Origin of the sequence: Brevundimonas sp. NIBR10 (assembly GCF_027912515.1) — a bacterium.
GTDB lineage: Bacteria > Pseudomonadota > Alphaproteobacteria > Caulobacterales > Caulobacteraceae > Brevundimonas.
Genome location: NZ_CP115464.1, coordinates 202,569 through 226,958 on the forward strand (window position 1 = coordinate 202,569; position 24,390 = coordinate 226,958).

Below are 24,390 nucleotides of genomic sequence, written 5' to 3' on the forward strand. Positions count from 1 at the left end.
TCAATCGCGGCGGCGGACCAGATTGGCAACAATCTGAAAGTTGGTCACCGCAAGTTCCTCGATCGCGACACGGACGCCGGCCAGGTCTTGATAGGCCAACGCTGTGAAACGAAGCTCATTGCCCTGGCGGGATATCCAACCTGCCTCGACGAGTTCGCTGACCTTCCGGCGAACAGTTTCCTTGGGTGTCCCAGTCGATTCCGCGACAGACCGCACGTTGGTGCCGAGTGTCGGAAAAATGGGTACCTCGCCGCTGAGAAGTTGCGCCTGACTGTAGGTTGCGAAGCCCTCATGCTCGGTCGTCCGGATCGCGATCACAAGCATGATCAGAAATTTGTCGACATCCCCGCCACAAGCTTCGCGTGAAATGCCGAGTAGGTGAAGCAATGGTCGAAGAAGGCCCCGAGCGATCACAGGATAGCGGTCGGCAACCAGGTGAAGGAGTTCCTCCCGCCCGAGGCTGAGGTCGTGTGGTCGAACAGGCATCCCGTCTCTCCTTCCCCGCAAACCTTCGTACACCTGGCCCATGGTCACACTGACAGGACCCTTGGACGCCTCCTCAGTTTCACATCAGCATATATAGGATTTCATTCCTTCTTGCGCCTTGCCAGGACGCCCGCGCTTCCCCATTTTTCCCGGCGGTCTTTGACATCGAAGAAAACGGAGCCGCTGACACCCGCCGCGACGGATTTCAGACCATTCAGACCATTCAGACCATTCAGACCCTGTTTTTGACACCCGGCAAGGTCTGAAATCCACAAGGCGGTCAGATCAGCAGGGCCCCCTCGTGCCGCAGCAGCCAGGTCTTGCGCTCCAGCCCGCCGCCGAAGCCGACCATCGCCCCGTCGGCCCCGACCACCCGGTGGCAGGCCAGGACCAGGGGGATCGGGTTGCGGTTCAGGGCCACGCCCGCCGCCTGGGCGGCGCCGGGTTCTCCGGCCCGCCGCGCCATCTCGCCATAGGAGATCGTCGTCCCGACCGGCACCCGGGCCAGGGCGCGCCAGACCCGGGCCTGGAACTCCGCCTCTCCGGCCGCCCCGTCCAGCGACCAGGCGATCCGCGTCATGGCCTCTCGGTCGCCCCCGAAATAGGCCGACAGGGCCTCGGTCACCGCCACCGGAGCCTCGCCCCGTACGGTCGCCGCGCCCGGATACTCCCGCGCCATGATCCGGGTCAGCCCCTCCCCGAACGACACCCCCCGGACCGCCCCGGCCGCGTCACAGGCGAAGGCCAGCGGCCCGATCGGGCTGTCGACCGACGACAGGATCAGCCGGTCGGGCGCGCTCATTCAGCCGCGCGCCCCGGCCATCAGCCCGTTGAGCAGGCCATAGTCCATGGCCGCCGCGATCTGGGCCTCCGACCGCCCATCGGCCAGGAAGCCGCGCGTCAGGGTCTCGGCCGTCCGATAGGCCGCCGCCGCAAGGTTCGACCCGGCGCTGAGCCTGCGTACCCCCAGGGCCTCCAGCCCCGCCGCGTCGGCCAGCCCCGGCCGCGCCAGCAGGTTCAGCGGCAGGCCCATGGCGACCAGGGCCGTGATCGTCGCCGCCTCCGTCACCCCCGGCATGAACAGCCCGTCGGCCCCGGCCGCCCGGTACAGGGCCGCCCGGCGCGCCGCCGCCTCCAGCCGCCCCTCGACCGGCCCGATCCCCCTCAGCCACAGGTCGCATCGGGCATTGATGAACAGCTCGCCCCCGACCTGGGCCCGGATCGCGGCGATCTTGTCGGCCAGGACCTCGGCCGACCCGGCCCCGTCCTCGATGTTGATGCCGGCGATCCCGGTCTCGACCGCCCGACGCACGAAGGCCGCCGCAGTGCCCGCATCCTCGGAAAAGCCGCCCTCGACGTCGGCGCTGACCGGGACCGACCCCGCCGCCCGGACGATCCGCGCCACGGCCCCCAGCAGTTCGCGCTGCGGCGGTGCGGCGTCGCCGTCCGCCCCGTCCGGCCAGCCCAGGGCCCAGGCGATCCCCGCGCTGGTGGTCGCCACGGCCTTCGCCCCTGCCCGTACGCTGACCACGGCCGAGGCCGCATCCCAGGCATTGGGCAGGATCAGCAGGCCGGTGCGGTGCAGGTCGCGAAAAACGCTCATCGGGGTCTCCTCTTCGCCGCCCAGACTGCCAGCCCGGCGGGCTCACGTCTCGCGGCTTTCGGACGGCGACAAAAGCCGCGACCGAGCCTGGCCGCAACCTTCCCCGCCGCCCCCCGTTCTACCGGCTCAAGGCCCATAGCCGGAAAGACATCTCCCCATGACATCGACAAAGACCCTCACTGCGCTCGCCGCAGGCGTCATCGCGTTCTCGACCGCCGGCATGGCCGCCGCGCAGACCCCCTATGGCTCGACGCCCTATGGCCAGACCCAGACCCAGCCCGGCAGCCAGCAGGAGGCCTTCGGCGCCATCCTCGGGGCCCTGTTCGGCAATGGATCCTCGCTGGACGGGCAATGGCTGCGTGGCCAGCGTCCGCTGAACACGGGTCGCGCCCAGTTCGAGACCCGGCTGTCGGCCGACGTCCGCTCCGGCGCGCTGAACACCTCTTCGGCCGCCCGTCTGCGTGCCGACTATGACGCCCTGGTCCAGCAGGAGTCGGCCTATGCCCCCGGCGGCTTCTCGACCCAGGAACGCGCCGACCTGAACCAGCGCTACAACGACCTGACCGCCCGGGTCGATGCCGGGGGCGACTATGGCGGATCGAGCGGCCCCTCGGTCGCCGAGGGCCAGGCCGACTTCAATGCCCGCGTCGATGCCGGCGTGGCCTCGCGCCGCCTGACCCGCACCGCCGCCACCCGCCTGCGGGCCGACTACCAGACCCTGGTCCAGACCGAGGCCTCCTATCGCCGCGACGGCTCGATCAGCGCCCGCGAACAGGATGACCTCGATGCCCAGCTGGATGCCCTCGACGCCCGCATCGGCGACGTCGCTCCGGGCGGTGGCTACGGCAACGGCGGCTATCAGCCCGTTGCCGACCCCCGCACCCGCCTGTCCAACATCGACGCCGCCCTGAGCACCGGCGAACGCTCGGGCCAGATCAACCGCACCGAGGCCGCCGATATCCGTGTCGAGCTCGGCGACCTGACCCGTCTGGAAGCCGCCTACGCCCGCACCTCGCCGAGCCGCGACGACACCGACTACCTGGCCCGCCGCCTCGGCGAGCTGGAGGTCCGCGCCCGGGTCAACGTTCGGCGCTGACCCCTAGCGGCACAGGCGGCCACTCTCCGCCTCGAGGTGGAGGTGGTCGCGATGGGCCGCGTTGTAGTCGGGGCTCAGGACGGTCCCGAACACCTGGCACCCGTCGTCCCGGATGCGGCGCAGGAACCGCGCCTCCGGGCTGTTGTCGGCCCAGTCGCCCGCCACGGTGATCCGTCGCCCGTCCCTCAGCCGCACGCCGCTGAAGTCCAGCGCCGCCGCCCGCGAGTGGGCGCTGGGCCGTGCCGTGTAGCCCGCGTCGGTCCGCACCCCCCGACAGGCATAGACCCCCATATGCTCGATCTGGACCACGTCGGACCCCAGGATCTCCCGCGCCGCCGGCTCCACCGACTGCCTGCGCCAGACACTGACCGCCGCCGCGAGGGCGCAGGTCATGGTCACGTCGCTGGGTGCCATCCGCGCGACCGTCCCGTAGTCCGGGCCCAGCACGCCTGCGTCCGTCAGCCCGCAGGTCGCCGAGTTCACCCTGTCCGGTGTGGGCGAAAAGGTCACCCGCGCCTGATCCAGCTCGGCCTTGCAGGTCGCCAGGGTCGCCGTCGCCCGCGTCAGCCGCCCGAACGTCCCCGCATCGATCGGCCGGTCGATCAGCCCCTTGCCCGACGGCGCCGGCGTCCGCCCGGGCAGATAGGGTCGCGGCCCCGTCGCCTGCCCCGGCGCATCAGGGATCAACCGCCCGCACCCCGCCACGGCGAGGACTACGGCAAACATCAGGGCGGGAAATCTCGGTCGTCCAGAGAGCATGCGACTCGCTACACGGATTCGGCCGTCGCCCGGGAACGGAACAGGCGGACCGGGGCCGCGTTACGGCCAAGCTAGGTCCGCGGCGTTCTCGCCGACCGGCATCCAGGACACCACACCATGGCCTCTCGCCGCGCCGGCCTGCCCCTCACGGCCCCGTCCGTGCCCCTGTTCGCCATCGCGGTGATCCTCGCGGTCCTCGCCGCCCTCGCCCAGTACGGGGGCGTCTCCATTCCCTTCATCAGCGCCCACGCCTTCGACACCCTGGCCATGGCCTTCGGCATCCTGACGCTCGGTGTCCTGCTGCGCGGGGCCTGACCCCCTAGCCGAGACGGACCCCGGCCCCTAAGTTCTGTTCATGAACCGTTCCTCGACGCCCAAGGGGTCCGCCCCCGTGACCCAGAAGCCGGTGCACATCCCGAACCGGGGCGTGTCGGAGGCCCCCGCCGCCTTCATCCGCGATGGCGACGCCCTCAAGGGGCCCCTGCCCAAGGCGATGGCGAACATGCCGATGTTCGCGCCCGTCACCGGCCCGCGCCTGACGCCGGAGGAGGCTCCGACCGGCCCCGGCGACTGGGTGCCCCATCGTCCCGACCGGCCCGCCAAGTCCGCCGTCGGCCGCAAGAACAACCGCTTCCGGCTTGAGACCTCCTACACCCCCGCCGGCGACCAGCCCTCCGCCATCGCCGAACTGGTCGCCCAGGCAGAGGCCGGCGACCGGGATCAGGTCCTGCTCGGCGTCACCGGCTCGGGCAAGACCTTCACCATGGCCAAGGTCATCGAACAGACCCAGCGGCCGGCCCTGATCCTCGCCCCCAACAAAACCCTCGCGGCACAGCTATACTCGGAGTTCAAGTCTTTCTTTCCGGACAATGCAGTTGAATACTTTGTAAGCTACTACGACTATTACCAGCCCGAAGCATATGTACCTCGAACTGATACATATATCGAGAAAGACTCAAGCATCAATGAACAGATAGACCGAATGCGGCATTCCGCAACCCGGTCTATACTCGAAAGAGACGACGTCATCGTGGTGGCGTCGGTGTCCTGCATCTACGGCATCGGATCGGTGGAGACCTATACGGCCATGACCTTCGGGCTGAAGGTCGGGGACCAGATCGACGAGGCCAAGCTGCGGGCCGATCTGATCGCGCTTCAGTACAAGAGGAACGACGTCGCCTTCGAGCGGGGCATGTTCAGGAAACGCGGCGACACGATCGAGATCTTCCCGGTCCACCAGGAGGATCGCGCCTGGCGCGTCTCCCTGTTCGGCGACGAGATCGAATCCATCGCCGAGTTCGACCCCCTGACCGGCAAGAAGACCGCCGAGTTGGAGGAAGTCACCGTCTACGCCGCCTCTCACTACGTCACCCCGCGCCCGACGCTGAACCAGGCGCTCGGCGGCATCAAGGCCGAGCTGAAGGAGACGCTCGACTGGATGATCGAGAACGGCAAGCTGCTGGAGGCCCAGCGGCTGGAGCAACGCGTCCGCTTCGACCTGGAGATGATGGAGGCCACCGGCTCCTGCGCCGGCATCGAGAACTATTCCCGCTGGCTGACCGGCCGCGCGCCGGGCGAGCCGCCGCCGACCTTCTTCGAATACATCCCCGACAACGCCCTCCTGTTCGTGGACGAGAGCCACGTCACCGTGGGCCAGATCAACGGCATGTTCCGGGGCGACTACCGCCGCAAGTCGACGCTGGCCGAATACGGCTTCCGCCTGCCCTCCTGCATCGACAACCGCCCGCTCAAGTTCGACGAATGGGAGGCGATGCGGCCCCAGACGGTGCACGTCAGCGCCACCCCCGGCCCGTGGGAGATGGAACAGACCGGCGGCGTCTTCGTCGAACAGGTCATCCGCCCCACCGGCCTGATCGACCCCCCGGTGGAGATCCGCCCGGTCTCGGGCACCACCCGCAACCAGGTCGACGACGTCATCGACGAGGTCAAGGCGGTCGCCCGCGCCGGCTACCGCTCCCTGGTCACGGTCCTGACCAAGAAGATGGCCGAGGACCTGACCGAATACATGCACGAACAGGGCGTCCGCGTCCGCTACATGCACAGTGACGTCGACACGATGGAGCGGATCGAGATCATCCGCGACCTGCGCCTGGGCACCTTCGACGTCCTGATCGGCATCAACCTGCTGCGCGAGGGGCTCGACATCCCCGAGTGCGGCCTGGTCGCCATCCTCGACGCGGACAAGGAGGGCTTCCTGCGCTCCGAGACCTCCCTGATCCAGACGATCGGCCGCGCGGCCCGCAACGTCGACGGCCGCGTCATCCTCTATGCCGACCGCGTCACCGGCTCGATGGAGCGCGCCATAGCCGAGACGAACCGCCGCCGCGAGCGCCAGGAGGCCTACAACGCAGAACACGGCATCACGCCCGAGAGCGTCAAGCGCGACATCAAGGAAATCCTGAACAGCCCCTACGAGAAGGACCGCGTCCTGATCCCCACGACCGGGGTGCGCGAGGACGCCAAACCCTTCATCGGCAACAATTTCCAGGCCACCCTGCGCGACATGGAATCCAAGATGCGCGAGGCAGCCTCCAACCTCGAGTTCGAGGAGGCCGGCCGCATCCGCGACGAGATCAAGAAGCTGAAACTCCTCGACCTGGAGTTCGCCAACGAGGTGCTGACCGGGGCGGGGGAAGAGGTGGATTCATCCGCACCGAAGCGGTGGCGGAAGGAGGCGCAGGCGGAGAAGCAGGAGGCGTTCAGGAAGGGGAGGTTGTAGGGAGTAGGGGTGTAGGCAGTTAGTCAGATCAGGAAGGCGTGGAGTTCGCCTATCCTGTGGCGTTAGCGTTGCGGTCCAAGGTTCTCTGGCGCTAAGACTCCGCTCATGAAACTGCGCCGGATCCGAATTTCAGGCTACAAAGCATTGGCCGATGTCACCATCGACATCCCTCGAGACCTCTTGATTTTGATTGGAGTGAACGGAGCCGGCAAGAGTTCGATCCTCCAAGCTCTATCGTTCGTGAGGTATTTTGCAGCGGGAACACCAGCCCAGTTCTTCAATGATCGTCATTGGTCGCCGCGACAGGTCCGGTCCCAGTTCGGCCGATCTGCGTCGCTCAGATTCGACTTGGCATTTGAAACGGGTTCCGGGGAGATTTTGTGGCAGTTCACTTGGAGTTTGGGAAATGGAACGCTCCAGAAAGAATCGATTTGGTATTGGGACCGAAAAAAGATTGGACCTGAGCTTGTTCTTACTTATCGAGACCATAGCCTTTCTTCGCCTGAATCGGATGAAGTAAACTTCACGGGACTGAAACTACCCGGGTCTATATTGTCGATTCTTGAACTTAAGCGCTTGGATAGAGGAAATGAGGCTCTTGTTCCACTCAAAGAGTGGTCTGAGGGCATCAATTCATTGGAGCTGCTTAATCCATCCGCCATGCGTCAAGGTGACCGTGGTTCGCCTGTTAACATTGGCAACAAAGGCGAGAGACTGTCTGGTTTCTTGGCCAGCCTTGATGCGAATCAGAAGGCGCGGATTGTAGAGCGCCTTTCTCCATTCTATCCGCTCCGAGATATCAACACTACCCGCAAGCGCGCGGGTTGGGTCGACATGCGTATCGCCGAGCGGTACGACATGGGCGAAGTTTCAACCGCGCACATCAGTGATGGCTTCTTAAGGCTCTTAGCCTTGGCGGCGATCCCAGAGTTCCAAGACAAGACTGGAGTGGTGCTTCTGGACGAAGTAGAAGACGGAATTGAACCTCACATCCTGCCAGACATCATAAAATCGGTTTCGCGCGATTCCGGTATGCAACTCATCATGACTTCACACTCACCATTACTGGTGAACTTTTTCAATACGGATGAAGTCACGCTTGTCGCTAGGAACACTGAAGGGTCAACCGTGACCACCGTGCTGGAAGACTTACCAACTATAAAAGCCGGAAGTGAATATTTTGGCGGGGGCGAGATTTGGGCCATGATGGACGCCGACACTATCAAGCGGGAAGCGCTCAGCCCTCGCGATGCCGAAGATGCGTCGATTTCAGAGCTCGATACCGCGATCGGTGCGCGTCAGTTTCTCAGGCAGGGCGCGCTCGCTCAATGAAGGCGCTTTTGTGCGGTGAAGGGCCCCACGAGATTGGCCAGCGTCAATGGGCTCCCAAGACCTACGAATGGGTAGCCTCGCGTGGCTGGATGCAAGAGGTCGTTGACCTTATCTCCGAGCAGCCTCTTGAGCTCGACGGAAAGCTTCGCCGCGATCTGGCCATACTTCCCCGAGAGGAACGCCGATTTAAGCCACTTCCAGCGGGGCATGGTGCGAAAGCTCTAGCCTCTGCCCTACTCGCGCAGTCGGTCGGTGCCAGCATATCTGTTTTTATGGCCGATGCCGACAGTAGCGATCCTGCCCGAACCAGGCAGATACGAGACGAGATTCAGGCTGGGTTCGACGCGGCAAATGAAGCGGGGATTGCCATTAAGGGAATAGCCTGTGTGACTATGTCAACGTCGGAAAGCTGGCTCTTAGCAGACGCGAATAGTTGGCTTGAAGTTGCTGGTGTTACACCCAGCCTACCCAAAAACCCGGAACTGATTTGGGGTTGTCGCAATGACCCCGCCGGAGACCATCCCAAAAACTGCTTCCATCGGGCCGCAATCGAAGCAGGACTAGATGACTCAGTTGACACTCGAAATCGGCTAGCCGCAGCGGTGACGATCACGACCGTAGTGAAAAAATGCCCACACAGTTTCGCTCCGTTTGTCGCGGAATTGGCTGCAGAGACCGCTGCGCCTAGAGTATCCGCTCTATAGTTTTCAAAGGGACTCAATAGCTCGTCACTCAATAAGGTGGGTGGATGGCCGAAGATGACGCCCCCTGGAGCACGCTCGGCTTCGCCGAAGAGGCGGCGGTCTTCAGGGGGCCGACCCAGAACGCGCGCGTCCTGAGCGAGGGCTGGGTCGCCGCCAACGCCTTCTGTCCCAGCTGCGGCTCGACGCCCCTGACCGCCTTCGCGGCCAACTCGCCCGTGGCCGACTTCCACTGCGGCGTCTGCGCCGAGGAATACGAGCTCAAGGCCACCATGGGCCGCACGGACTGACCTGGCCCATCTCCCGTTGGGTGGAGGGCTTGAGGCTCGGAGAGCGTAGCGAGCCGCCAGCCGAAAGGGTGAGGGTCGGGTTTCTCAGTCGGCGTAAGCCGTTGCACGGGCGGGGATACGGCTGACGCCGATTTCGACGGTAGCCCCTCACCCTTTCGCGCAAGAACGACCGCTTCGCGCTCGTGCGCTCAAGCCCTCTCCCGCCGGGAGAGGGGAGCAGGACAGGCCGGAGTTCACCCTGGCCGAGGTCTATGGGTTCGAGGCGCGGCTGGCGGCGATCTATCCGGGCAACAACAATGTGCGGCCCAAGATCAGGCAGCAGTTGCAGGTGCTGCGGGACATGGGGTGGCTGGCGTTCAACGGGCGGGGGACGTATCGGCGGACGTGAGGCCGACCTCCCCCTTCCCTTCTCCCCTTGCGGGAGAAGGTGGCAGCCGAAGGCTGACGGATGAGGGGTCGCACGGCCTCGACGGTGGCGACCGAGACTGCGAGTTCAAAGATCGGCGTGACCCCTCATCCGACTTCGCTTCGCTCAGCCACCTTCTCCCGCAAGGGGAGAAGGAATCCCGGCTTGTCCAGCGCCTCGAACTTGCGAACTTCGCGCCTCCAATCCCTTGCCCTGCAAGGGATTGCCCCGAGAAACACCCCCTCCGACGCGCCCAGGGTCAAAAGCCCTCTATGATGCTTTCCGTCCCGTCGCGGGGAAGGGCGCAAGGCCTTGCGATCTTGTTGCGGCGGGGGTGTGTGGAGCGGGGCGGTCGAGGCCTCGTCCCTGGTCAGCCTTGGCGAGCTCCGAGGTCCGGTTTCGACCGGGCGCGGCGCCCGGGGGATCGGGGGCGGTGTCGCCGGTCGTGCAAAGGATCTGGCGCAGAGAGTCGGATCGTTCAGGGGATGGCTCTGCAAGGGGGCCACCTTCCCGCCGGGGGCGCGGTAGCGGCAAGGGGTTAACACCCCCGCTGGTTCGGGAGACCGAGCCGTACAGCTCCCGGAAAACCACATACGCGGAGCGTTCGTCTTTCGCCGAAACGGTAATCACTATCCCTATTCCGGGCGAAGGCCCGGACGCTCCGCCGGCCCTTCCCACCTCCCGACGCTTCGCGGCGGGAGCCCGTTGAATCACGTCATCCCCGGACAACGAGGCGCAAGCCGAGGCCGATCCGGGGAGGCGCGTGAGGGCGAAGAGGTGTGCGCGGTTGAGTGCTAGTGCCAGTGCTAGTGAGCCAGGCGTGAGGGGTTGGCCGCGGCCGTGCTTCGGACTGTTGCCACCGTGCTTGGGGTGACGCTCATTCCTTGCTCACTAGCACTGGCACTAGCACCCGCACTGCCGGACGCCCCTAGACCAGCGCCCCCCACGCGATCGGATGCACCCGGTCCCGGCCGAGCGCGGCCGCCAGCGGGGGGCTGGCGAACAGGGCGGCGATGGCGGGGTCGCGGACGTTCAGGCCGCCGGTGAAGGCCCCGAAGGCGGGCAGGATCACGCGCCGGCCGTCGGTGATGAAACAGGGGCGGCGGACGCGTCGCGCATGGGCGACGACGGTGGCCGAGGGGTGCAGATGGCCCGCGACCTCGCCCGGCTGGTCGCCCGCTTGCGGCTCGTGGACGAGGCGGAGGGCACCGAGGCTCAGGGTCTCGACCACCGATCCGGGCAGGCGGTCGAGGTCGGCGCCCAGCGCGTCGCGGTCGTGGTTGCCCTCCAGCCACAGCCAGTCGCGGCCGAAGGCCATCCGCTCCAGGCTGCGCAGATCGGCCTCGGCCATGCGGGGGATGGACCGCCGGTCGTGGAAGCTGTCGCCCAGCAGGACGACGCGGGCGGGGTTGAGCTCGGCGATCTCGTCCTCGAGCCGGGACAGGGTGGCGGCGCTGTCATAGGGGGGCAGCATCTGGCCCCGCGCCGCATAGGCCGAGCCCTTTTCCAGGTGCAGGTCGGCGGCGATCAGGACGTCGTGGTCCAGCACGTGCAGGGCGCCCGAACAGCGCATCACGCACCGCTCGCCCGCGATCGTGACGTGCAGTCCGCCGCAGCGGCTGCGGCTCGGCGACAGGGTCATGCGCCAGGTCTCCGTGCGTCTGAGGGCGGTCATGCGGCTTGCGGTTCCGGTTCGGCATCGGCCATGACCTCGGCGATCAGGTCCTCGGCCGCGCCCTCCAGGATCATGTCCGAGGCGTCGCCCCCGACCCGCTCGCGCCCGATCTGGACCAGCACCGGCACGCTGAACGGCGAGGCGCGGGTCAGGGCGCGCAGCTCGATATGGCCCGCGATCCGGCTGAGCAGGGCCCCAAGCCGCGCCACGTCCAGCAGCCCCGACGCTGCATCGGCCCGCGCCGTCTTGAGCAGCAGGTGATCCGGCTGATGCCGGCGCAGCACGTCGTAGATCAGGTCGGTCGAAAACGTCACCTGACGCCCCGTCTTCTCCGCCCCCGGCTGGCGACGCTCGATCAGCCCCGAGATCAGGGCGCAGTTGCGGAAGGTGCGCTTCATCATGAACGACTCCTCCAGCCACGATTCGAGGTCGTCGCCCAGCATGTCGGGCTGGAACAGGGCGTCGAAATCCAGGTCGTCCATCGGCTTGATCGACCAGATGGCCAGCGAATAGTCGGTGCAGACGAAGCCCAGAGGCCCGACGCCCAGCCGGTCCAGCCGCCGCGTCAGCAGCATGCACAGCGTATTGTGCGCCAGCCCGCCCTCGAACGGATAGGCCACCATATAGTGGCGGCTGCCCCGGGCGAAGGTCTCGATCAGCATGGAATCCGCGCGCGGAATCGTCGACCGCGCCTCCTGCAACTCCAGCCACTCCTGCACGTCGGGCGGCAGGACGCGCCAGCGGTCACGGTCCTGGATGATGTCGCGGACCCGGACGGCCAGAGACGTCGACATCGGGAATTTCGACCCGCCCCAGGACGGGATCTTGGGGTCCTTGTCTTGGGCGTGGGTGACCAGGGCGTCGGTGCCGTTGATGCCCTGAAAGGCCCAGGTCTGGCCGGCGAAGATGAAGGTGTCGCCCGGCGTCAGCTGCTCGAAATACCACTCCTCCGCCTCGCCGACCTTGCGCCCGCCGATCAGCTGTTTGGTCGCCCCGCCGCGCCGGGAGGCGACACGGACGTTCAGCGTGCCCGCCGCGACGATGGCCCCGACGTTCATGCGGTGGCGCTGGGCGGTCTGGGCGTTGCGGACCTTCCAGCGGCCCTCGCGGTCCCTGACGATCCGGGCGAACCGGTCGTAGGTGCGCAGCGCGTATCCGCCGGTCGCGACGAAATCGACCACCTCCTCGAACTGCTCGTAGGTCATGGCGGCGTAGGGTCCGCAGCCGACGATCTCCGTATACAGATCGTCCATGCGGAACGGCTCGGAACAGGCCACGCCCATGACGTGCTGCGCCAGGGTGTCGAGGGTGCCGATGTGATGCGGCTCCCAGTCGAAGGCGTTCTCGGCGACGGCCTCGCGGGCGGCCTGGCACTCCAGCATCTCGAACCGGCTGGCGGGGACCATCAAGGCCCGCGACGGCTCGTCCAGCCGGTGGTTGGCGCGGCCGATGCGCTGGACCAGACGGCTGGCCCCCTTGGGCGCGGCCAGCTGGATCACCAGGTCAACGTCGCCCCAGTCGATGCCGAGATCCAGCGTCGAGGTGCAGACCACGGCCCGCAGATCGCCCCGCGCCATCGCCGCCTCGACCTTGCGCCGCTGTTCGGCGGCCAGAGAGCCATGATGCAGGCCGATGGGCAGGTTCTCGTCATTGATCTCCCACAGGCGCTGAAACACGAACTCGGACTGCCAGCGGGTGTTGACGAAGATCAGGGTCATGCCGGACCGCTTGATGGCGTCATAGACCTCGGGAATGGCGTGCTGGCCGGTATGCCCAGCCCAGGGGACATGGCCTTCGCTGACCAGAACGTCGACGACCGGTGGCGCGCCGGGGTCACCCCGGACGATCAGAACCCCTTCTCCCCTTGCGGGAGAAGGGGGCCCGGAGGGCCGGATGAGGGGTCGTGCAGAGTCTGACACACGGGGCCCATCAGCAAGATGATCTTCAACATCGCGTGACCCCTCATCCGTCTCGCTCCGCGAGCCACCCGTCGTCGGATCGCAGTGCGCTCCTCCTCCACCCGCAAGGGGAGAAGGACTCAGCCAGTCGGCGATCAGTTGCGGATCGTCGATCGTCGCACTCAGCGCGACCCGTCGCATCGTCGGCGAAAAACTCTGCAATCGCCCCAGCGCCAGGTTCAGCAAGTCGCCGCGCTTGCCGCTCCAGATGGCGTGGACCTCGTCCAGGACGATGCATTTCAGGTCGGAAAAGTAGGCCCGCGCCCCGTCCCAGGCGCAGAACAGCGCCAGTTGTTCGGGGGTGGTCAGCAGGATGTCGGGCGGGAACTCGCGCTGGCGCTGCTTCTTGGATTGCTTGGTGTCGCCGGTGCGGCTCTCGACGTGGATGTTCAGACCGATCTCGCGGATCGGGGTCATCAGGTTGCGCTCGACGTCGGTGGTCAGGGCCTTCAGCGGGGAGACGTACAGGGTATGCACACCCGAGCCCGGCCCGAAGGTCGGACGCGGCCCCCGCTCGGCCAGTTCGATCAGCGACGGCAGGAAACCGGCCAAGGTCTTGCCACCGCCGGTCGGGGCGACCAGCAGGGCGTGACGTCCCGCCTGTCCCGCCGCGATCATCTCGGCCTGGTGGCGTCGCAGAGACCAGCCGCGCGTGGCGAACCAGTCGGCGAACAGGGGCGGAAGGTTCATCCCCGCCACGATAGAGGGGACCATCCGGCAGCGCCAGATGTTCCCCTTCTGTTTTCGCGCGGCCTACTGCTGCTCGACGGTGACGCCGCGCGTTTCCAGCATGGCCTGGACGCTGTCGGGTCCGGCGAGGTGGGCGGCGCCGACCGCGATGAAGGCGGTGCCCGATCCGGCCAGAAGGCCCTGGATATCGTCGGCGAAGCCGGCGTTGCGGCGCGTCAGCAGGGCGTCATAGATGGCCGGCGCGGTGGTCTTCATCTCGTCCACGCCCAGGGCCTGGATCTGGGCGACGTCGCCGGTGGCCCAGGCCGTGACGAGGCCGTCCAGTTCGGTCGTCGCTTCGTCGAAGGACTCCAGCGTGCTGCGCAGGAACTGCAGCTGGGCGTCTTCGGACAGGGTGGCCAGAACGCGGACCTGTTCATCGAGGGTCTCGAATCCGTGGACGGGCTTGCCGCCGGCCTGGGCGCGAGCCTTGAGGATCGCCTCGACGCCCGAGGCTGGATCGTAGCCGGCCTTGATCAGGGGGGCGACTGACAGGGTCAGTCCGGCCATCCAGGGACGCAGGGGATCGAGCTGGGCCGCCGAAGCGCCCATGGTCTTTGCGGCGGCGTCCAGGTCGGCGATCTCGGCGGGGGTCAGCAGGCTGGACAGGGGCGTCTGGGGCGAGATGCCGTACTGCTGGATCAGGGGCAGGATCGCGGCCTGATCGTCGGGGTTGGAGATCTCGAAATAGACATCCGAGGCCGCGGCGAAGGCGGCGTCGACCTTGGCCGAGCCCCAGGCCGTGGTGGGGCGCAGCACATGGACCGTGCCGAACAGATAGAGGGTCGAATCCGCGTCCTTGATCACCCACAGGGCCGGGCCCGATCCCGTGGCGGGCAGGACGGCGGCCGGGGCGGCAGCGGCGGTCGCCGGCGCGGCCTGGGCCAAAGCCTTTGCGGGGGCGGCCACGAGGGCGGCGGCCAGAGCCAGGCCGAGGATCGACCCTCCGGCGAAGCGGCCCAGATCGGCGACGGAAGTCTTGAGGCGAGCAAGCGTGGTCATGGCTGAAATCCTTGTGGTCAGCGTGAAGGATGGAAGAGGCGAAAAAGAAAGGGGCGGGCCGGACGGCCGTTCAGGTCATGCCCCGCCGGACCGAGGCGACGATCGAGGCGGCCAGATAGACCCCCATCAGGATGCCGGTCATGCCCCAGGCGGTCAGGCCGTCGATCAGGCCAAGCCGTTCGGCGGCGGCATAGACGAACAGGGCCGTCTGAAGCGCCCAGAAGGCCATGGCGCTGGTCTCGGACATGACCCGGCGCAGCATCTCGTCGGCGGCACGCCACAGCATCAGATTGGCGACGGTCTGGACGGCCAGCAGACCGAGGATGATCGCGAACACAAGGTTCGGGTCGAGCATTCTGGTCCCGAAAACCGGCAGGGCGAACATCACGCCCGCCAGCAGCAGGACGACGATCTGGAGCAGGCCGCATCCCCTGGGCACGTCCCGGGGTCGGGTCGCCATCACGCCGGCACTGACCACCGCCATGGCGGTCAGGCTGACGGCCATCAACATGGCCACCTCGTCCTCCCAGCCGCCAATGACGTCGCGGCCAAGCCCGGCCAGGGCGTATCCACTGAGCGCGCCCATTCCGGCGAGGGCGACGATGCCCAGCACTCTTTGCCAGACGGGCCGACGGGCGGTTGTTTCGGTGTGCATGAACGGTTCCTCCCTATTCCGAGAAAATGGCTTCGATGGGCTGGCCGAAGACGCGGGCGATCCTGAAGGCCAGGGGCAATGAGGGGTCGTAACGGCCCGTCTCCAGAGCGTTGACGGTCTGGCGCGACACGCCGAGCTGTTCGGCCAGCATGGCCTGGCTCCAGTCGCGTTCGGCGCGAAGGACCTTGAGGCGGTTGTTCATGACATCACCGCCGCGCCAGCCACCACCACGCCCAGACGATGGTGTAGCCGGCCAGCATGAGCAGCAGCATCAGCATGGCTCCGGCGGCCATATAGGCGGCGGGGTCCGTTCGGCCCGAGACGACGAAACGCAGCGCCTCGGCCTGGTCCAGGCCCGACAGGATGACGCCGACCCCGCCGACCGCCATTCCAGCCGTGCCACCCCAGTACCAGGCCGACTTGTGCGCCTCGCGCGCCGCCTCGTCGATCGAACGCATCCAGGCCACACCGACCCACAGCGACCCGATCATCACCAGCACGGCGAAAATGGTCATGATCCATACCACGGCGTCGTCCGAGGTCATCACGCCGTGAGCGGACATGTAGCCGAAAGCGACACCGGTCACGAACAGCAGAACCAGCAGGCCGAGCAGCCCCAGCACGCTCTTGCCGATCACACCCCAAAGCCCCTTGGCCATGACAAACTCCCCTGTCGTTTGGACAAGGGTGTTTTACATCACGCCATCGGACTGTCAAGCAGCCTTGTCAGACGAGTTTGCGGATTTCATCCGACGCCACAAGCTCGGGCCGGGTCAGGACGCGAGGGGACTGATCGATCGCGGTCAGTTCCGGCAGGGAACGGCCCTCATGGTTGACCTGAAGATCCTCGAACCGACGGGCCTGAACCATGACCTGGCTCTCCAGCGACCCCACCAGCTTGTTGTAGTGGGCGACCGCACCGTCCAGCGACCGGCCCACGGCGGCGGCGTGTCCCCCCATGGCGGCCAGACGCTTGTAGAGCTCCTGGCCGAGCCGGGCGACCTCGTCGGCGTTTCTCGACTGTTCCTCGGCCCGCCAGCCATAGGCGACGGCCTTGCACAGGGCGAACAGGGTGGTGGGGGTGACGATGACGACACGCGAATCCATCGCCTGGGTCATCAGGTCGGGCTCATGGTCCAGAGCGGCCGACAGGAAGGCGTCACCGGGCACGAACATCACCACGAAGTCGGGACTGGGCTTGAACTGGTCCTGATAGGCCTTGGACGACAGCTGGCGCACGTGGGTCTTCATGCTGGCGGCGGTGCGCAGGGAGGCGGCGCGGGCCTGGGCGTCCTCGTCGCCATCGGTCGCGTCGGCGAAGGCCAGCGACACCTTGGCGTCGATCACGAACATGCCGCCCCCGGGAAGCTTGACGATGAAGTCGGGCCGCGATTGTCGGCCTTCGTCATTGAGCTCCGACGTCTGTTCGGTGAAGTCGAAACGCCCGGCCATGCCCGCCGCCTCAAGCACATTGCGACAGGTCTGCTCGCCCCAGCGTCCGCGTCGCCCGGTATTGCCGCGCAGGGCCTCGGTCAGTCTGCGGGCCTCGTCGCGGGTCGCCGACGACGCCGTCATCAGCAGGCTCAACTGCTCCTTGAGGCCACCGGTCTCCTCGACGCGGACCTTTTCCAAAGCCGAAACATGTTCCTGGAACGCCTTCAGCGTGTCGGCGACGGGCTTGAGCTGGGCCTCCATCCGCTGCTGCGCGACGCGGTCCTGCGCCTGGAAGGTCTCGGTGGCGCGGGTCACCATCTGGTCGGCGATGGCCTGTGCCGACTGCGCCGCCTGGGCCCTGAGCAGATCGCCCATGGTCACGCGGCTTTCCTCGATCAGCTGGATGCGATGACCGGCCGCCTCAAGGCCCGCCTTCGCCTTCTGCCACCCCATGAAGGCCCACAGAAACGCCGCGCCGAGGGCGGCGGCGATGGCGGCAAGGACAGGGACCAGCGTGTTCATGCTCCGTTCCTAGACGGAGTCGGCCCTCCGGGAAAGGCGCATCGGTTCAGGCTTCGCCATACCGAGGTTCGGGATACCAGTCACGGTCGATGATCTCGGCCCAATCATATCCTGCGCGGATGCCTGTTACGTCATCGACGGATTTGATCATCCCGCCGGTCACGAGACCCTTGAGGACGTCTTCGAACGCCTCCGCAGTATCTGGCCGCAAGCGATTTTCGATCGTGAGCGTCAATCGCCTGTTCAGATCACGGCGAAACTGGCGAAGTTCCTTGCGCCAGTGCGGGATCGTCTGCATCGGCCCGACGAATTCAATCTTCAGAAGGTGCTCGAGGATGTTCTCGATCTGGCTTTCGCAGGCGCGGTATTCCGACTTGCCCAAATCCTCGATCTCCTCGGCGAGATTGTCGTAGTCGAGAGCATTCTCGCCGCCCGTTCGGGCACGCAACGCACGCGCCTGAACCTCGGTCCAGGCGAGATAGTCGCGCTCGTACAGGTCGGTCTGTGAGGCGGCTTCAAGCTTGTGCAGATCGTCGGCCATAGTCCGACTGTATCACGCCGGACGCCGGGCTCGAAGGGCCTGGACGATAGTGCCGTCATCGAGCCAGTCGAGGTCGCCGCCGACCGGAACGCCGCGCGCCAGGGAGGTCACCTCGACCCCCGAGCCCGCCAGCCGTTCGGCCAGATAATGGGCCGTGGTCTGGCCATCGACGGTGGCCGGCAGGGCCAGGACCACCTCACGAACGGCGCCGTCGGTTCCTACGCCGCTCCGCGCCCGGCCGACCAGTTCGGCGACCCGCAGGTCGTCGGGCCCCACGCCGTCCAGCGCGGACAGGAGCCCGCCCATGACATGATACTTGCCGCGAAACGCGCCCGACCGCTCCATAGCCCACAGGGCGCCGGCCTCCTCGACCACGCAGATCAGGCCGTTGTCGCGGTTGGGGTCCGAACAGATCGAGCAGGGGTTGCGGGTGTCGGGCGCGCCGCAGACCGAACAGGACGAGACCTTCTCCGCCGTCTCGGCCATGGCGGCGGCGAGCGGGACCAGCAGTTGCTCGCGCTTCTTCAGCAGTTGCAGCGCCGCCCGCCGGGCCGACCGGGGCCCAAGCCCCGGCAGTTTGGCCAGAAGCGAAATCAACCGCTCGATCTCGGGTCCGGCGGAGGCGGCCAAGACGTCAGAACAGTTTCGGCATGCCGGGGATGTTCATCCCGGCCAGCGGCCCGGCGGCGTCGCGCATCAGGCCGTTGTTGATCTCGTCCAGCTTTCGCTTGGCGTCGGCATGGGCGGCGACGATCAGGTCGGCCAGGATCTCGCCCTCGCCGGGCACCAGCAGACTGTCGTCGATGGTCACGCCGGTCATCTCGCCGGGGCCTTTCAGCGCCACGGTCACCAGCCCGCCGCCCGAGGTGCCGGACGCGGAAGATTCGGCCATCCTGGCCTGGGCGTCCTGCAGCTTCTGCTGCATCGCCTGGGCCTGTTGCATGAGGGAGTTGAGGTCTTTCATGGCCTTTAGATAGGCCGAAGTGGTGCGCTGCAACAGGGGGCGACGTCGGCGGACTTGATCCCCCGACCGGAAACGCTGCATTGCCGGGATTGGTCTTGCGCCGGCGCGTCACAGGACTATTTAGCAACCGCATCTGTTTCCAATTCACCGGAACTCCCCATGGCCTATGATCCCTCCACTCGCGACGTCGCCCTCGACGAGACCGCCCTGGCCCAGTTGTTCACCGAGGCCCGCACCCGCAACGATTTTTCCGATCGGCCGGTGCCCGAGGCCCTGCTGCGCAAACTCTATGATCTGACCAAGTTCGGCCCGACGGCGGTGAACTCGACCCCTGCGCGCTTCATCTTCCTGACGACGCCCGAGGCCCGGGCGCGGCTCTCGCCCTTCATGAGCGGCAGCAACCAGGCCAAGACGCTGAAGGCCCCCGTCAACGTCATCATCGCCACCGACAACGCCTTTCACGAACATCTGGACTATCTGTTCCCGCATGCGCCGGGCGCCAAGAACTGGTTCGCCGACGAGGCCGCGCGCAAGGAAGGCGCCTTCCGCAACGCCTCGCTCCAGGGCGGCTATTTCATGATCGCGGCCCGGGCCCTGGGCCTCGACGTCGGCCCGATGTCGGGATTCGACGCGGCGGGGGTGAAGGCCGAGTTCTTCCCCGAGCCGAACGTCGAGCCCAACTTCATCCTCAACCTGGGCTACGGCACCGACGTGAACCTGTTCCCCCGTTCGCCGCGGCTGGCGTTCGAGGACGCGGCGAAGATTCTCTGAACCTCGTTCAGTCCTCGTCCCCGTCGTCGTCCGGGATCGCCGGCATTTCGACGGCGGGGGCCAGGGCCTTGATGTCGGTGATCTTCGCGCCCGGGAAGGCGGCCATGACGGCGGTGACGAAGGGGTCGGCCTCGACCTCGGCACGTTCCTCGGCCCGGCCGCGCTTTTCCTGTTCGATCAGGGTCTCGCCGCCGCCCTGGCCGTTGGCGGCAATCAGCCAGGTTCGGCCGGTCCACTCCTTGAGCCGCCCGGCCAGCCGCTGGGCCAGGCCGACGGGCGCGCCGGGGCCGCTCTCATAGACGATGGCCCCCGGCTTGAACGACACCGGCTTCACATAGCGTTCGACGTCGAGCTTCAGCGCGATCTCGCGCTTCTCTCCGATCAGGGCGACCGTGGCCTCGAACGTCTGGGGGTCGGGCAGGCTGGGTCGGGCCGCCGCGCGCGGGGCCATCTGGGCCGAGGCCCCTCCCCCACCGCCACCTGAACCGCCGCCCAAACCACCACGCGGCCCCGCGCCACCCGGAACCTCCCCGTTCTGCAACGCCTTCAGCGCCTCCTCCGGTCCCGGAAGGTCGGCGGCATAGGCCAGGCGGACGATGGCCATCTCGACCGCATCGGCGGGGCTCGGCGCACGCCGCACCTCGTCCAGGGCCTTGAGCAGCATCTGCCAGGTGCGCGACAGGGTCCCGGCCGAGATCGCCGCTCCCAGCGCCGCCAGGGTCCGCGCCTGATCGGCCGGCAGCCGCGTCGCATCGGGCCCCAGCATCTTGGCCACCGAGGCCGCGTGGCAATGTTCCAGCAGATCGTTGGTGATCTGCACCGGATCGGCGCCGTAGCCGTAGAGCGTCCGGAAGCTCTCCAGCGCCTCGGGCGTGCGGCCGGCCATGATCTGTTCGAACAGGGCGATGGTCTGGCTGCGGTCGGCCAGACCCAGCATGTCGCGCACGACCTCGGTCTTGACCGTCTCGCCGCGCTCGCCCTGGACCAGGGCCTGATCCAGCAGGGACAGGCCGTCGCGCACCGACCCCTCGGCGGCCCGCGCGATCAGGGCCAGGGCGTCGTCCTCGACCTTCATGCCCTCCTTGCCGGCGATCCGCGACAGGTGTTCGACCAGAATCTCGGGCTCGACGCGGCGCAGGTCGAACCGCTGGCAGCGGCTCAGGATCGTCACCGGCACCTTGCGAATCTCGGTGGTGGCGAAGATGAATTTGGCGTGGGGCGGCGGCTCTTCCAGCGTCTTCAGCAGGGCGTTGAAGGCGTTGTTGGACAGCATGTGCACTTCGTCGAGCACATAGACCTTGTAGCGGGCCTCGACCGGGGCATAGCGGACACTCTCGATAATGTCCCGAATGCCCTCGATGCCGGTATGGCTGGCGGCGTCCATCTCCATGACGTCCATATGCTGGCCCGCCATGATCGCCGCGTCGTGGCGACCGAAGGCGGTCAGCTCCAGCGAGGGCCGGTCGATGACGTCGGTCTCGTTGTTCAGCGCCCGGGCCAACAGCCGCGCGGTGGTCGTCTTGCCGACCCCCCGCACCCCGGTCAGCATGAAGGCGTGGGCGATCCGGCCGGTGGCGAAGGCGTTGGTGAGCGTCCTCACCATCGCCTCCTGCCCGATCAGGTCCTCGAAGGTCCGCGGCCGGTACTTGCGCGCGAGGACCGTATAGGCCTCGCCGTCGCCCTCGACGGGCACGGGCACGGGCGAGGTGACGGGAACCGGCGCGGGTGCTGACTTGAGGTCAGCCACTACCGCCGCGACCGGCGCAGCCGCAGGCGCACCGAACATGTCGTCGGTGTTGTCGTCCCGCTCGGGCGCGTCGTCTTCCGCCCAGGGCGGATCGCCGGAATCAAGGTCGATGTCGGTCATGCGGCGAACCTACCGCGAACCCGCCCGACGATGCGACTCCGAACGCGTTCAAGCCGCCAGACGCCGCCCCGTAGCACCCCTGAATCAGGGGGTCAGGTCGCGGGGCAGTTGCCCGCCGTTGTCCACGATCTTCTGGATCACCTGTTTGTGCAGCCAGATGTTCATGCTGGCAGAGTCTGACTTATCGCCAGTATAGCCCAGTTCGTCGGCCAGTTCCTTGCGCTCCGCCAGCGAGCTTTCCAGCCCCAGCAGTTTCATCAGATCGACGATCGAGGTGCGCCAGTTCAGCTTCTCGTCGCGGACGCTGTTCTTGAAGTCGAGGATGCCGGCGACGTCGATCGGTTCAGCGGCAGCCGGCGATGTCGGAGCCGGGGCCGGCGTCGAGGCAGCCGGGGCGGTTGGTGCGGGCTGAGGCGTAGGGGCCGGGGCCGCCTTTGGTTCGTCGTCCTTCTTGCGCCCGAAGATGCCGCCGAGGATGTTGCCGAGAATGCTCATGAAGTCCGCTCCTGCCGTTGAGCGACAGGAGCGATCCGCAAGCGTAACGGTTCCCTCTCCGAAGACAGAGGGAACCTAAGTCGGCGGAAAGTCCGCGCCTTCCGTCACATCGGCCCAGGCGTCGAAATCGGCCCTCAGCGCCTCGATCTTGGCCCGGCCGCCCTGCAGGGCCATCTTGCCGAGCAGCAGGCGGAGCGGCGGGGTCTCGGCCTCGACGGCGTCGATGATCGCCTTGGCCGCGCGTTTGGGATCGCCGGGCTGGGCCCCGGACCAGCCCCGGACCTGTGCCCGTCGCGCGCCGGCGGTGGCGGCATAGTCCTCGATCGGATCGACGATCTCGTTGGCGGAACGTCCGGCCCAGTCCGTACGGAACGCCGACGGCGCGACGATCAGGACGCGGATGCCTAGCGGATTGACCTCGGTCGCCAGGGCCTCGGACCAGCCGTCGACGGCGAATTTCGTCGCGTTGTAATAGCCAACGCCCGCCGAGGCCCGGATGCCGCCGACCGACGAGATGTTGACGATCGTCCCGGCCCGCCGCACGCGCATCGACGGCAGGACCTTTTCGGTCATCCGGGCCAGGCCCCAGAAATTGATCTCGAATATCCGCCGAACCTCGGCCTCGACGCTCTCTTCGATGGCCCCGAAATAGCCGATCCCGGCGTTGTTCACGAGCACGTCGATGCGGTCGAACCGCGCCAGCGCCTGGGCGACGGCAGCCTCGGCCTGGGCGTCGTCGGTGACGTCGAGCGGTAGGGCCAGCACCCGATCACCCCCCATCCGCGCCAGATCTTCGATGTCTTCGGTGTTCCTGGCCGTCGCCACTAGGCGATAGCCGCCGGCGATCAACGCCTCGGCCAGTTCGCGCCCGAGCCCGGTCGAGCAGCCGGTAATGAGCCAGACGGGGGTGTCGTGGTCGGCCATGTGCGAGCTCCGTTTGCGGCAAGCCGCTCAGGTGGGGAAGGACAACGAATCTGGCAACCGTCCGTCGTCCGTATCGCGGAACCCGGCGAAGCCAGGCCTCATCCCACGCGGGGCATTTTCAGGCGTCGCTTGTTGGAATGGCTTTCCGGGGCCGCGCCGAGGTCTTCAGGCAGTTCGCCCTTGAAGTAGAACCGCTGCCAGGCCTCCTTGGCCGCATCGGGATCGCCCGACGCCAGCCGCTTGTTGAAGTCGGTCCTCTGGCGGTTCCAGGCCTCGAACTGACCCTTCATCACCGGGTTGGACTCCAGCGAGCGGATCACCGGCTGGAACTCCTCGACCTGTTTGTGCTGGACCAGGTTGATGAAGCAGAAGGGCTCGCCCTTCTCGAACTTGATCCGGCCCGGCCGGGTGAAGATCCAGTTCATCGTGAACGGGAACGGCAGCCAGTCGGTCTCGATCAGCCCGACCAGGGCCTGGATCCCGTCCTTGACGTGGTTTGGCGACCCCGAACAGGTCATGCCCCAGCCGGGCGGCGTCCTGAACAGATACTGGGGGTGCATGGTCAGCACCCCGCGCGAGAAGTGCGAGGTCACGAAATGGTCGGCCTGGGGGTTGGGCCGGTCGGGGGTGATGGTGATGTCGTTCTGGCTGGGCCCGCCGTTCCACTCGGCCGAGAAACCGAACGGGCACAGGATTTCCCACCCCGTCGTATTGGCCATGTTCAGCGGCAGGCAGCGATAGGGGTGCCGCGAGATGAAGGCGTCCATCCAGTTGCGCGACTGCCGCCCCGGGATCAGATCCGGCGGCGTCCCGGTCATCGGATAGCATTCCAGTTCCAAGACGCGTCTCCAGTCGGTATCGAGGTCGCTCAACCCTTAGCCCGGCTGCGCATGATCCCTCAACCTGCCTGTGATCGCGACGGCCTGCTGGCCTGGATGGCCGACAACGCCATCGCCCAGACGACGCATGACCACCCGGCCGTGTTCAGGGTCGAGGAGGGCCTTGAACTCAAGGCCGGGATGCCCGGTCTGCACACCAAGAACCTGTTCCTCAAGGACAAGAAGTCCAGGCTGTGGCTGATCTCCGCGGCCCAGGACACGGTGATCGACCTGAACCGCGTCCCCGCCCTGATCGGCGCGCCGCCGGGCACGGGCCGGTTCTCGTTCGCCAGTCCGGAGTTGATGTGGGCGACCCTTGGCGTCCGCCCCGGCTCCGTCACAGCCCTGGGCCTCATCAACGACACAGAGCGACAGGTCACCTTCGTCCTCGACCGCCGCCTTTGGGACGCGGACATCGTCAACTTCCACCCGCTCGTGAACACGGCGACCACCGCGCTGGATCAGGCGGCGTTCCGGCGGTTCCTGGCCCTGCTGGACCGCGAGCCGATCGTGGCGGATTTCGATCGACCTACCGGCGCTTGACGGAAGTACGGCCCGGCCG

At 66.9% G+C, this 24,390-nt stretch carries 25 protein-coding genes; 7 read left to right on the forward strand and 18 right to left on the reverse strand.

The window, feature by feature from the left end; genetic code table 11:
- The 3 genes from O5K39_RS01055 to O5K39_RS01065 all read right to left on the reverse strand — a co-directional run bounded on the left by O5K39_RS01055 (window position 1) and on the right by O5K39_RS01065 (window position 2,089).
- Window positions 1-486, reverse strand: coding sequence for a hypothetical protein (locus tag O5K39_RS01055; protein ID WP_271145461.1), 486 nt, complete (start codon window positions 484-486; stop codon window positions 1-3).
- Window positions 487-766: 280 nt separating this feature from the next.
- Complete coding sequence (locus tag O5K39_RS01060) at window positions 767-1,288, reverse strand: methylated-DNA--[protein]-cysteine S-methyltransferase (protein ID WP_271145462.1); 522 nt, start codon at window positions 1,286-1,288, stop codon at window positions 767-769.
- Window positions 1,289-2,089, reverse strand: a complete 801-nt coding sequence (locus O5K39_RS01065; RefSeq protein ID WP_271145463.1) for an isocitrate lyase/phosphoenolpyruvate mutase family protein — start codon at window positions 2,087-2,089, stop codon at window positions 1,289-1,291.
- Window positions 2,090-2,246: 157 nt separating this feature from the next.
- On the opposite strand from O5K39_RS01065, the gene O5K39_RS01070 reads away from it, so the two are divergent.
- Window positions 2,247-3,185 (forward strand): hypothetical protein, encoded by a 939-nt coding sequence (locus tag O5K39_RS01070; protein WP_271145464.1) that lies wholly within the window; start codon window positions 2,247-2,249, stop codon window positions 3,183-3,185.
- A 3-nt stretch (window positions 3,186-3,188) separates the two neighbouring features.
- Here O5K39_RS01070 and O5K39_RS01075 read toward each other — a convergent pair whose 3' ends face one another.
- A complete protein-coding gene (locus O5K39_RS01075) occupies window positions 3,189-3,911 on the reverse strand; it encodes an extensin family protein (protein ID WP_271145465.1) in 723 nt (240 codons plus the stop codon).
- 150 nt (window positions 3,912-4,061) lie between these two features.
- Here O5K39_RS01075 and O5K39_RS01080 point away from each other — a divergent pair, with 150 nt between their 5' ends.
- The 4 genes from O5K39_RS01080 to O5K39_RS01095 all read left to right on the forward strand — a co-directional run bounded on the left by O5K39_RS01080 (window position 4,062) and on the right by O5K39_RS01095 (window position 9,007).
- The gene (locus O5K39_RS01080) at window positions 4,062-4,259 is read left to right on the forward strand and encodes a hypothetical protein (RefSeq protein ID WP_271145466.1); all 198 of its coding nucleotides are present in this window, start codon (window positions 4,062-4,064) and stop codon (window positions 4,257-4,259) included.
- A gap of 40 nt (window positions 4,260-4,299) precedes the next feature.
- Complete coding sequence (gene uvrB / locus O5K39_RS01085) at window positions 4,300-6,684, forward strand: excinuclease ABC subunit UvrB (protein ID WP_271145467.1); 2,385 nt, start codon at window positions 4,300-4,302, stop codon at window positions 6,682-6,684.
- Window positions 6,685-6,789: 105 nt separating this feature from the next.
- A complete protein-coding gene (locus tag O5K39_RS01090) occupies window positions 6,790-8,016 on the forward strand; it encodes an ATP-binding protein (protein WP_271145468.1) in 1,227 nt (408 codons plus the stop codon).
- A 748-nt stretch (window positions 8,017-8,764) separates the two neighbouring features.
- On the forward strand, window positions 8,765-9,007 hold the full coding sequence (locus tag O5K39_RS01095; protein WP_271145469.1) for a DpnI domain-containing protein: 243 nt from the start codon (window positions 8,765-8,767) through the stop codon (window positions 9,005-9,007).
- Window positions 9,008-10,341: 1,334 nt separating this feature from the next.
- Here the strand turns inward: O5K39_RS01095 and pdeM are convergent.
- The 10 genes from pdeM to O5K39_RS01145 all read right to left on the reverse strand — a co-directional run bounded on the left by pdeM (window position 10,342) and on the right by O5K39_RS01145 (window position 18,893).
- A complete protein-coding gene (pdeM, locus tag O5K39_RS01100) occupies window positions 10,342-11,088 on the reverse strand; it encodes a ligase-associated DNA damage response endonuclease PdeM (protein WP_271145470.1) in 747 nt (248 codons plus the stop codon).
- The gene (locus tag O5K39_RS01105) at window positions 11,085-13,760 is read right to left on the reverse strand and encodes a ligase-associated DNA damage response DEXH box helicase (protein WP_271145471.1); all 2,676 of its coding nucleotides are present in this window, start codon (window positions 13,758-13,760) and stop codon (window positions 11,085-11,087) included. Before O5K39_RS01105 ends, pdeM begins: the two co-directional genes overlap by 4 nt.
- A 39-nt stretch (window positions 13,761-13,799) precedes the next feature.
- Complete coding sequence (locus tag O5K39_RS01110; RefSeq protein ID WP_271145472.1) at window positions 13,800-14,777, reverse strand: TraB/GumN family protein; 978 nt, start codon at window positions 14,775-14,777, stop codon at window positions 13,800-13,802.
- 70 nt (window positions 14,778-14,847) lie between these two features.
- Window positions 14,848-15,432, reverse strand: a complete 585-nt coding sequence (locus O5K39_RS01115; protein ID WP_271145473.1) for a hypothetical protein — start codon at window positions 15,430-15,432, stop codon at window positions 14,848-14,850.
- Between the two features lie 13 nt (window positions 15,433-15,445).
- Window positions 15,446-15,634 carry a helix-turn-helix transcriptional regulator gene (locus O5K39_RS01120; protein WP_271145474.1) on the reverse strand — a complete coding sequence of 63 codons (189 nt, stop codon included), beginning with the start codon at window positions 15,632-15,634 and terminating at the stop codon, window positions 15,446-15,448.
- 4 nt (window positions 15,635-15,638) lie between these two features.
- Window positions 15,639-16,091 carry a hypothetical protein gene (locus O5K39_RS01125; RefSeq protein ID WP_271145475.1) on the reverse strand — a complete coding sequence of 151 codons (453 nt, stop codon included), beginning with the start codon at window positions 16,089-16,091 and terminating at the stop codon, window positions 15,639-15,641.
- 67 nt (window positions 16,092-16,158) lie between these two features.
- Entirely contained in the window at window positions 16,159-17,388 is a 1,230-nt protein-coding gene (locus tag O5K39_RS01130) for a DNA recombination protein RmuC (RefSeq protein WP_271145476.1), read from the reverse strand.
- Window positions 17,389-17,434: 46 nt separating this feature from the next.
- A complete protein-coding gene (locus O5K39_RS01135; RefSeq protein ID WP_271145477.1) occupies window positions 17,435-17,929 on the reverse strand; it encodes a DUF29 domain-containing protein in 495 nt (164 codons plus the stop codon).
- A 12-nt stretch (window positions 17,930-17,941) separates the two neighbouring features.
- On the reverse strand, window positions 17,942-18,559 hold the full coding sequence (gene recR / locus O5K39_RS01140; protein ID WP_271145478.1) for a recombination mediator RecR: 618 nt from the start codon (window positions 18,557-18,559) through the stop codon (window positions 17,942-17,944).
- Between the two features lie 4 nt (window positions 18,560-18,563).
- Complete coding sequence (locus O5K39_RS01145; protein WP_271145479.1) at window positions 18,564-18,893, reverse strand: YbaB/EbfC family nucleoid-associated protein; 330 nt, start codon at window positions 18,891-18,893, stop codon at window positions 18,564-18,566.
- Window positions 18,894-19,052: 159 nt separating this feature from the next.
- On the opposite strand from O5K39_RS01145, the gene O5K39_RS01150 reads away from it, so the two are divergent.
- Window positions 19,053-19,664, forward strand: a complete 612-nt coding sequence (locus tag O5K39_RS01150; protein WP_271145480.1) for a malonic semialdehyde reductase — start codon at window positions 19,053-19,055, stop codon at window positions 19,662-19,664.
- Between the two features lie 7 nt (window positions 19,665-19,671).
- Here the strand turns inward: O5K39_RS01150 and O5K39_RS01155 are convergent, their stop codons facing one another.
- The 4 genes from O5K39_RS01155 to O5K39_RS01170 form a co-directional block, all read right to left on the reverse strand.
- On the reverse strand, window positions 19,672-21,531 hold the full coding sequence (locus O5K39_RS01155) for a DNA polymerase III subunit gamma/tau (RefSeq protein WP_271145481.1): 1,860 nt from the start codon (window positions 21,529-21,531) through the stop codon (window positions 19,672-19,674).
- An 84-nt stretch (window positions 21,532-21,615) separates the two neighbouring features.
- A complete protein-coding gene (locus O5K39_RS01160) occupies window positions 21,616-22,026 on the reverse strand; it encodes a DUF3597 domain-containing protein (RefSeq protein ID WP_271145482.1) in 411 nt (136 codons plus the stop codon).
- A 75-nt stretch (window positions 22,027-22,101) separates the two neighbouring features.
- The gene (locus tag O5K39_RS01165) at window positions 22,102-22,950 is read right to left on the reverse strand and encodes an oxidoreductase (RefSeq protein ID WP_271145483.1); all 849 of its coding nucleotides are present in this window, start codon (window positions 22,948-22,950) and stop codon (window positions 22,102-22,104) included.
- 98 nt (window positions 22,951-23,048) lie between these two features.
- Window positions 23,049-23,789, reverse strand: coding sequence for a DUF6065 family protein (locus O5K39_RS01170; protein WP_271145484.1), 741 nt, complete (start codon window positions 23,787-23,789; stop codon window positions 23,049-23,051).
- A 51-nt stretch (window positions 23,790-23,840) separates the two neighbouring features.
- Between O5K39_RS01170 and O5K39_RS01175 the strand changes: the two genes are divergently transcribed.
- The gene (locus O5K39_RS01175; protein ID WP_271145485.1) at window positions 23,841-24,371 is read left to right on the forward strand and encodes a prolyl-tRNA synthetase associated domain-containing protein; all 531 of its coding nucleotides are present in this window, start codon (window positions 23,841-23,843) and stop codon (window positions 24,369-24,371) included.
- Window positions 24,372-24,390: the final 19 nt, after the last annotated feature.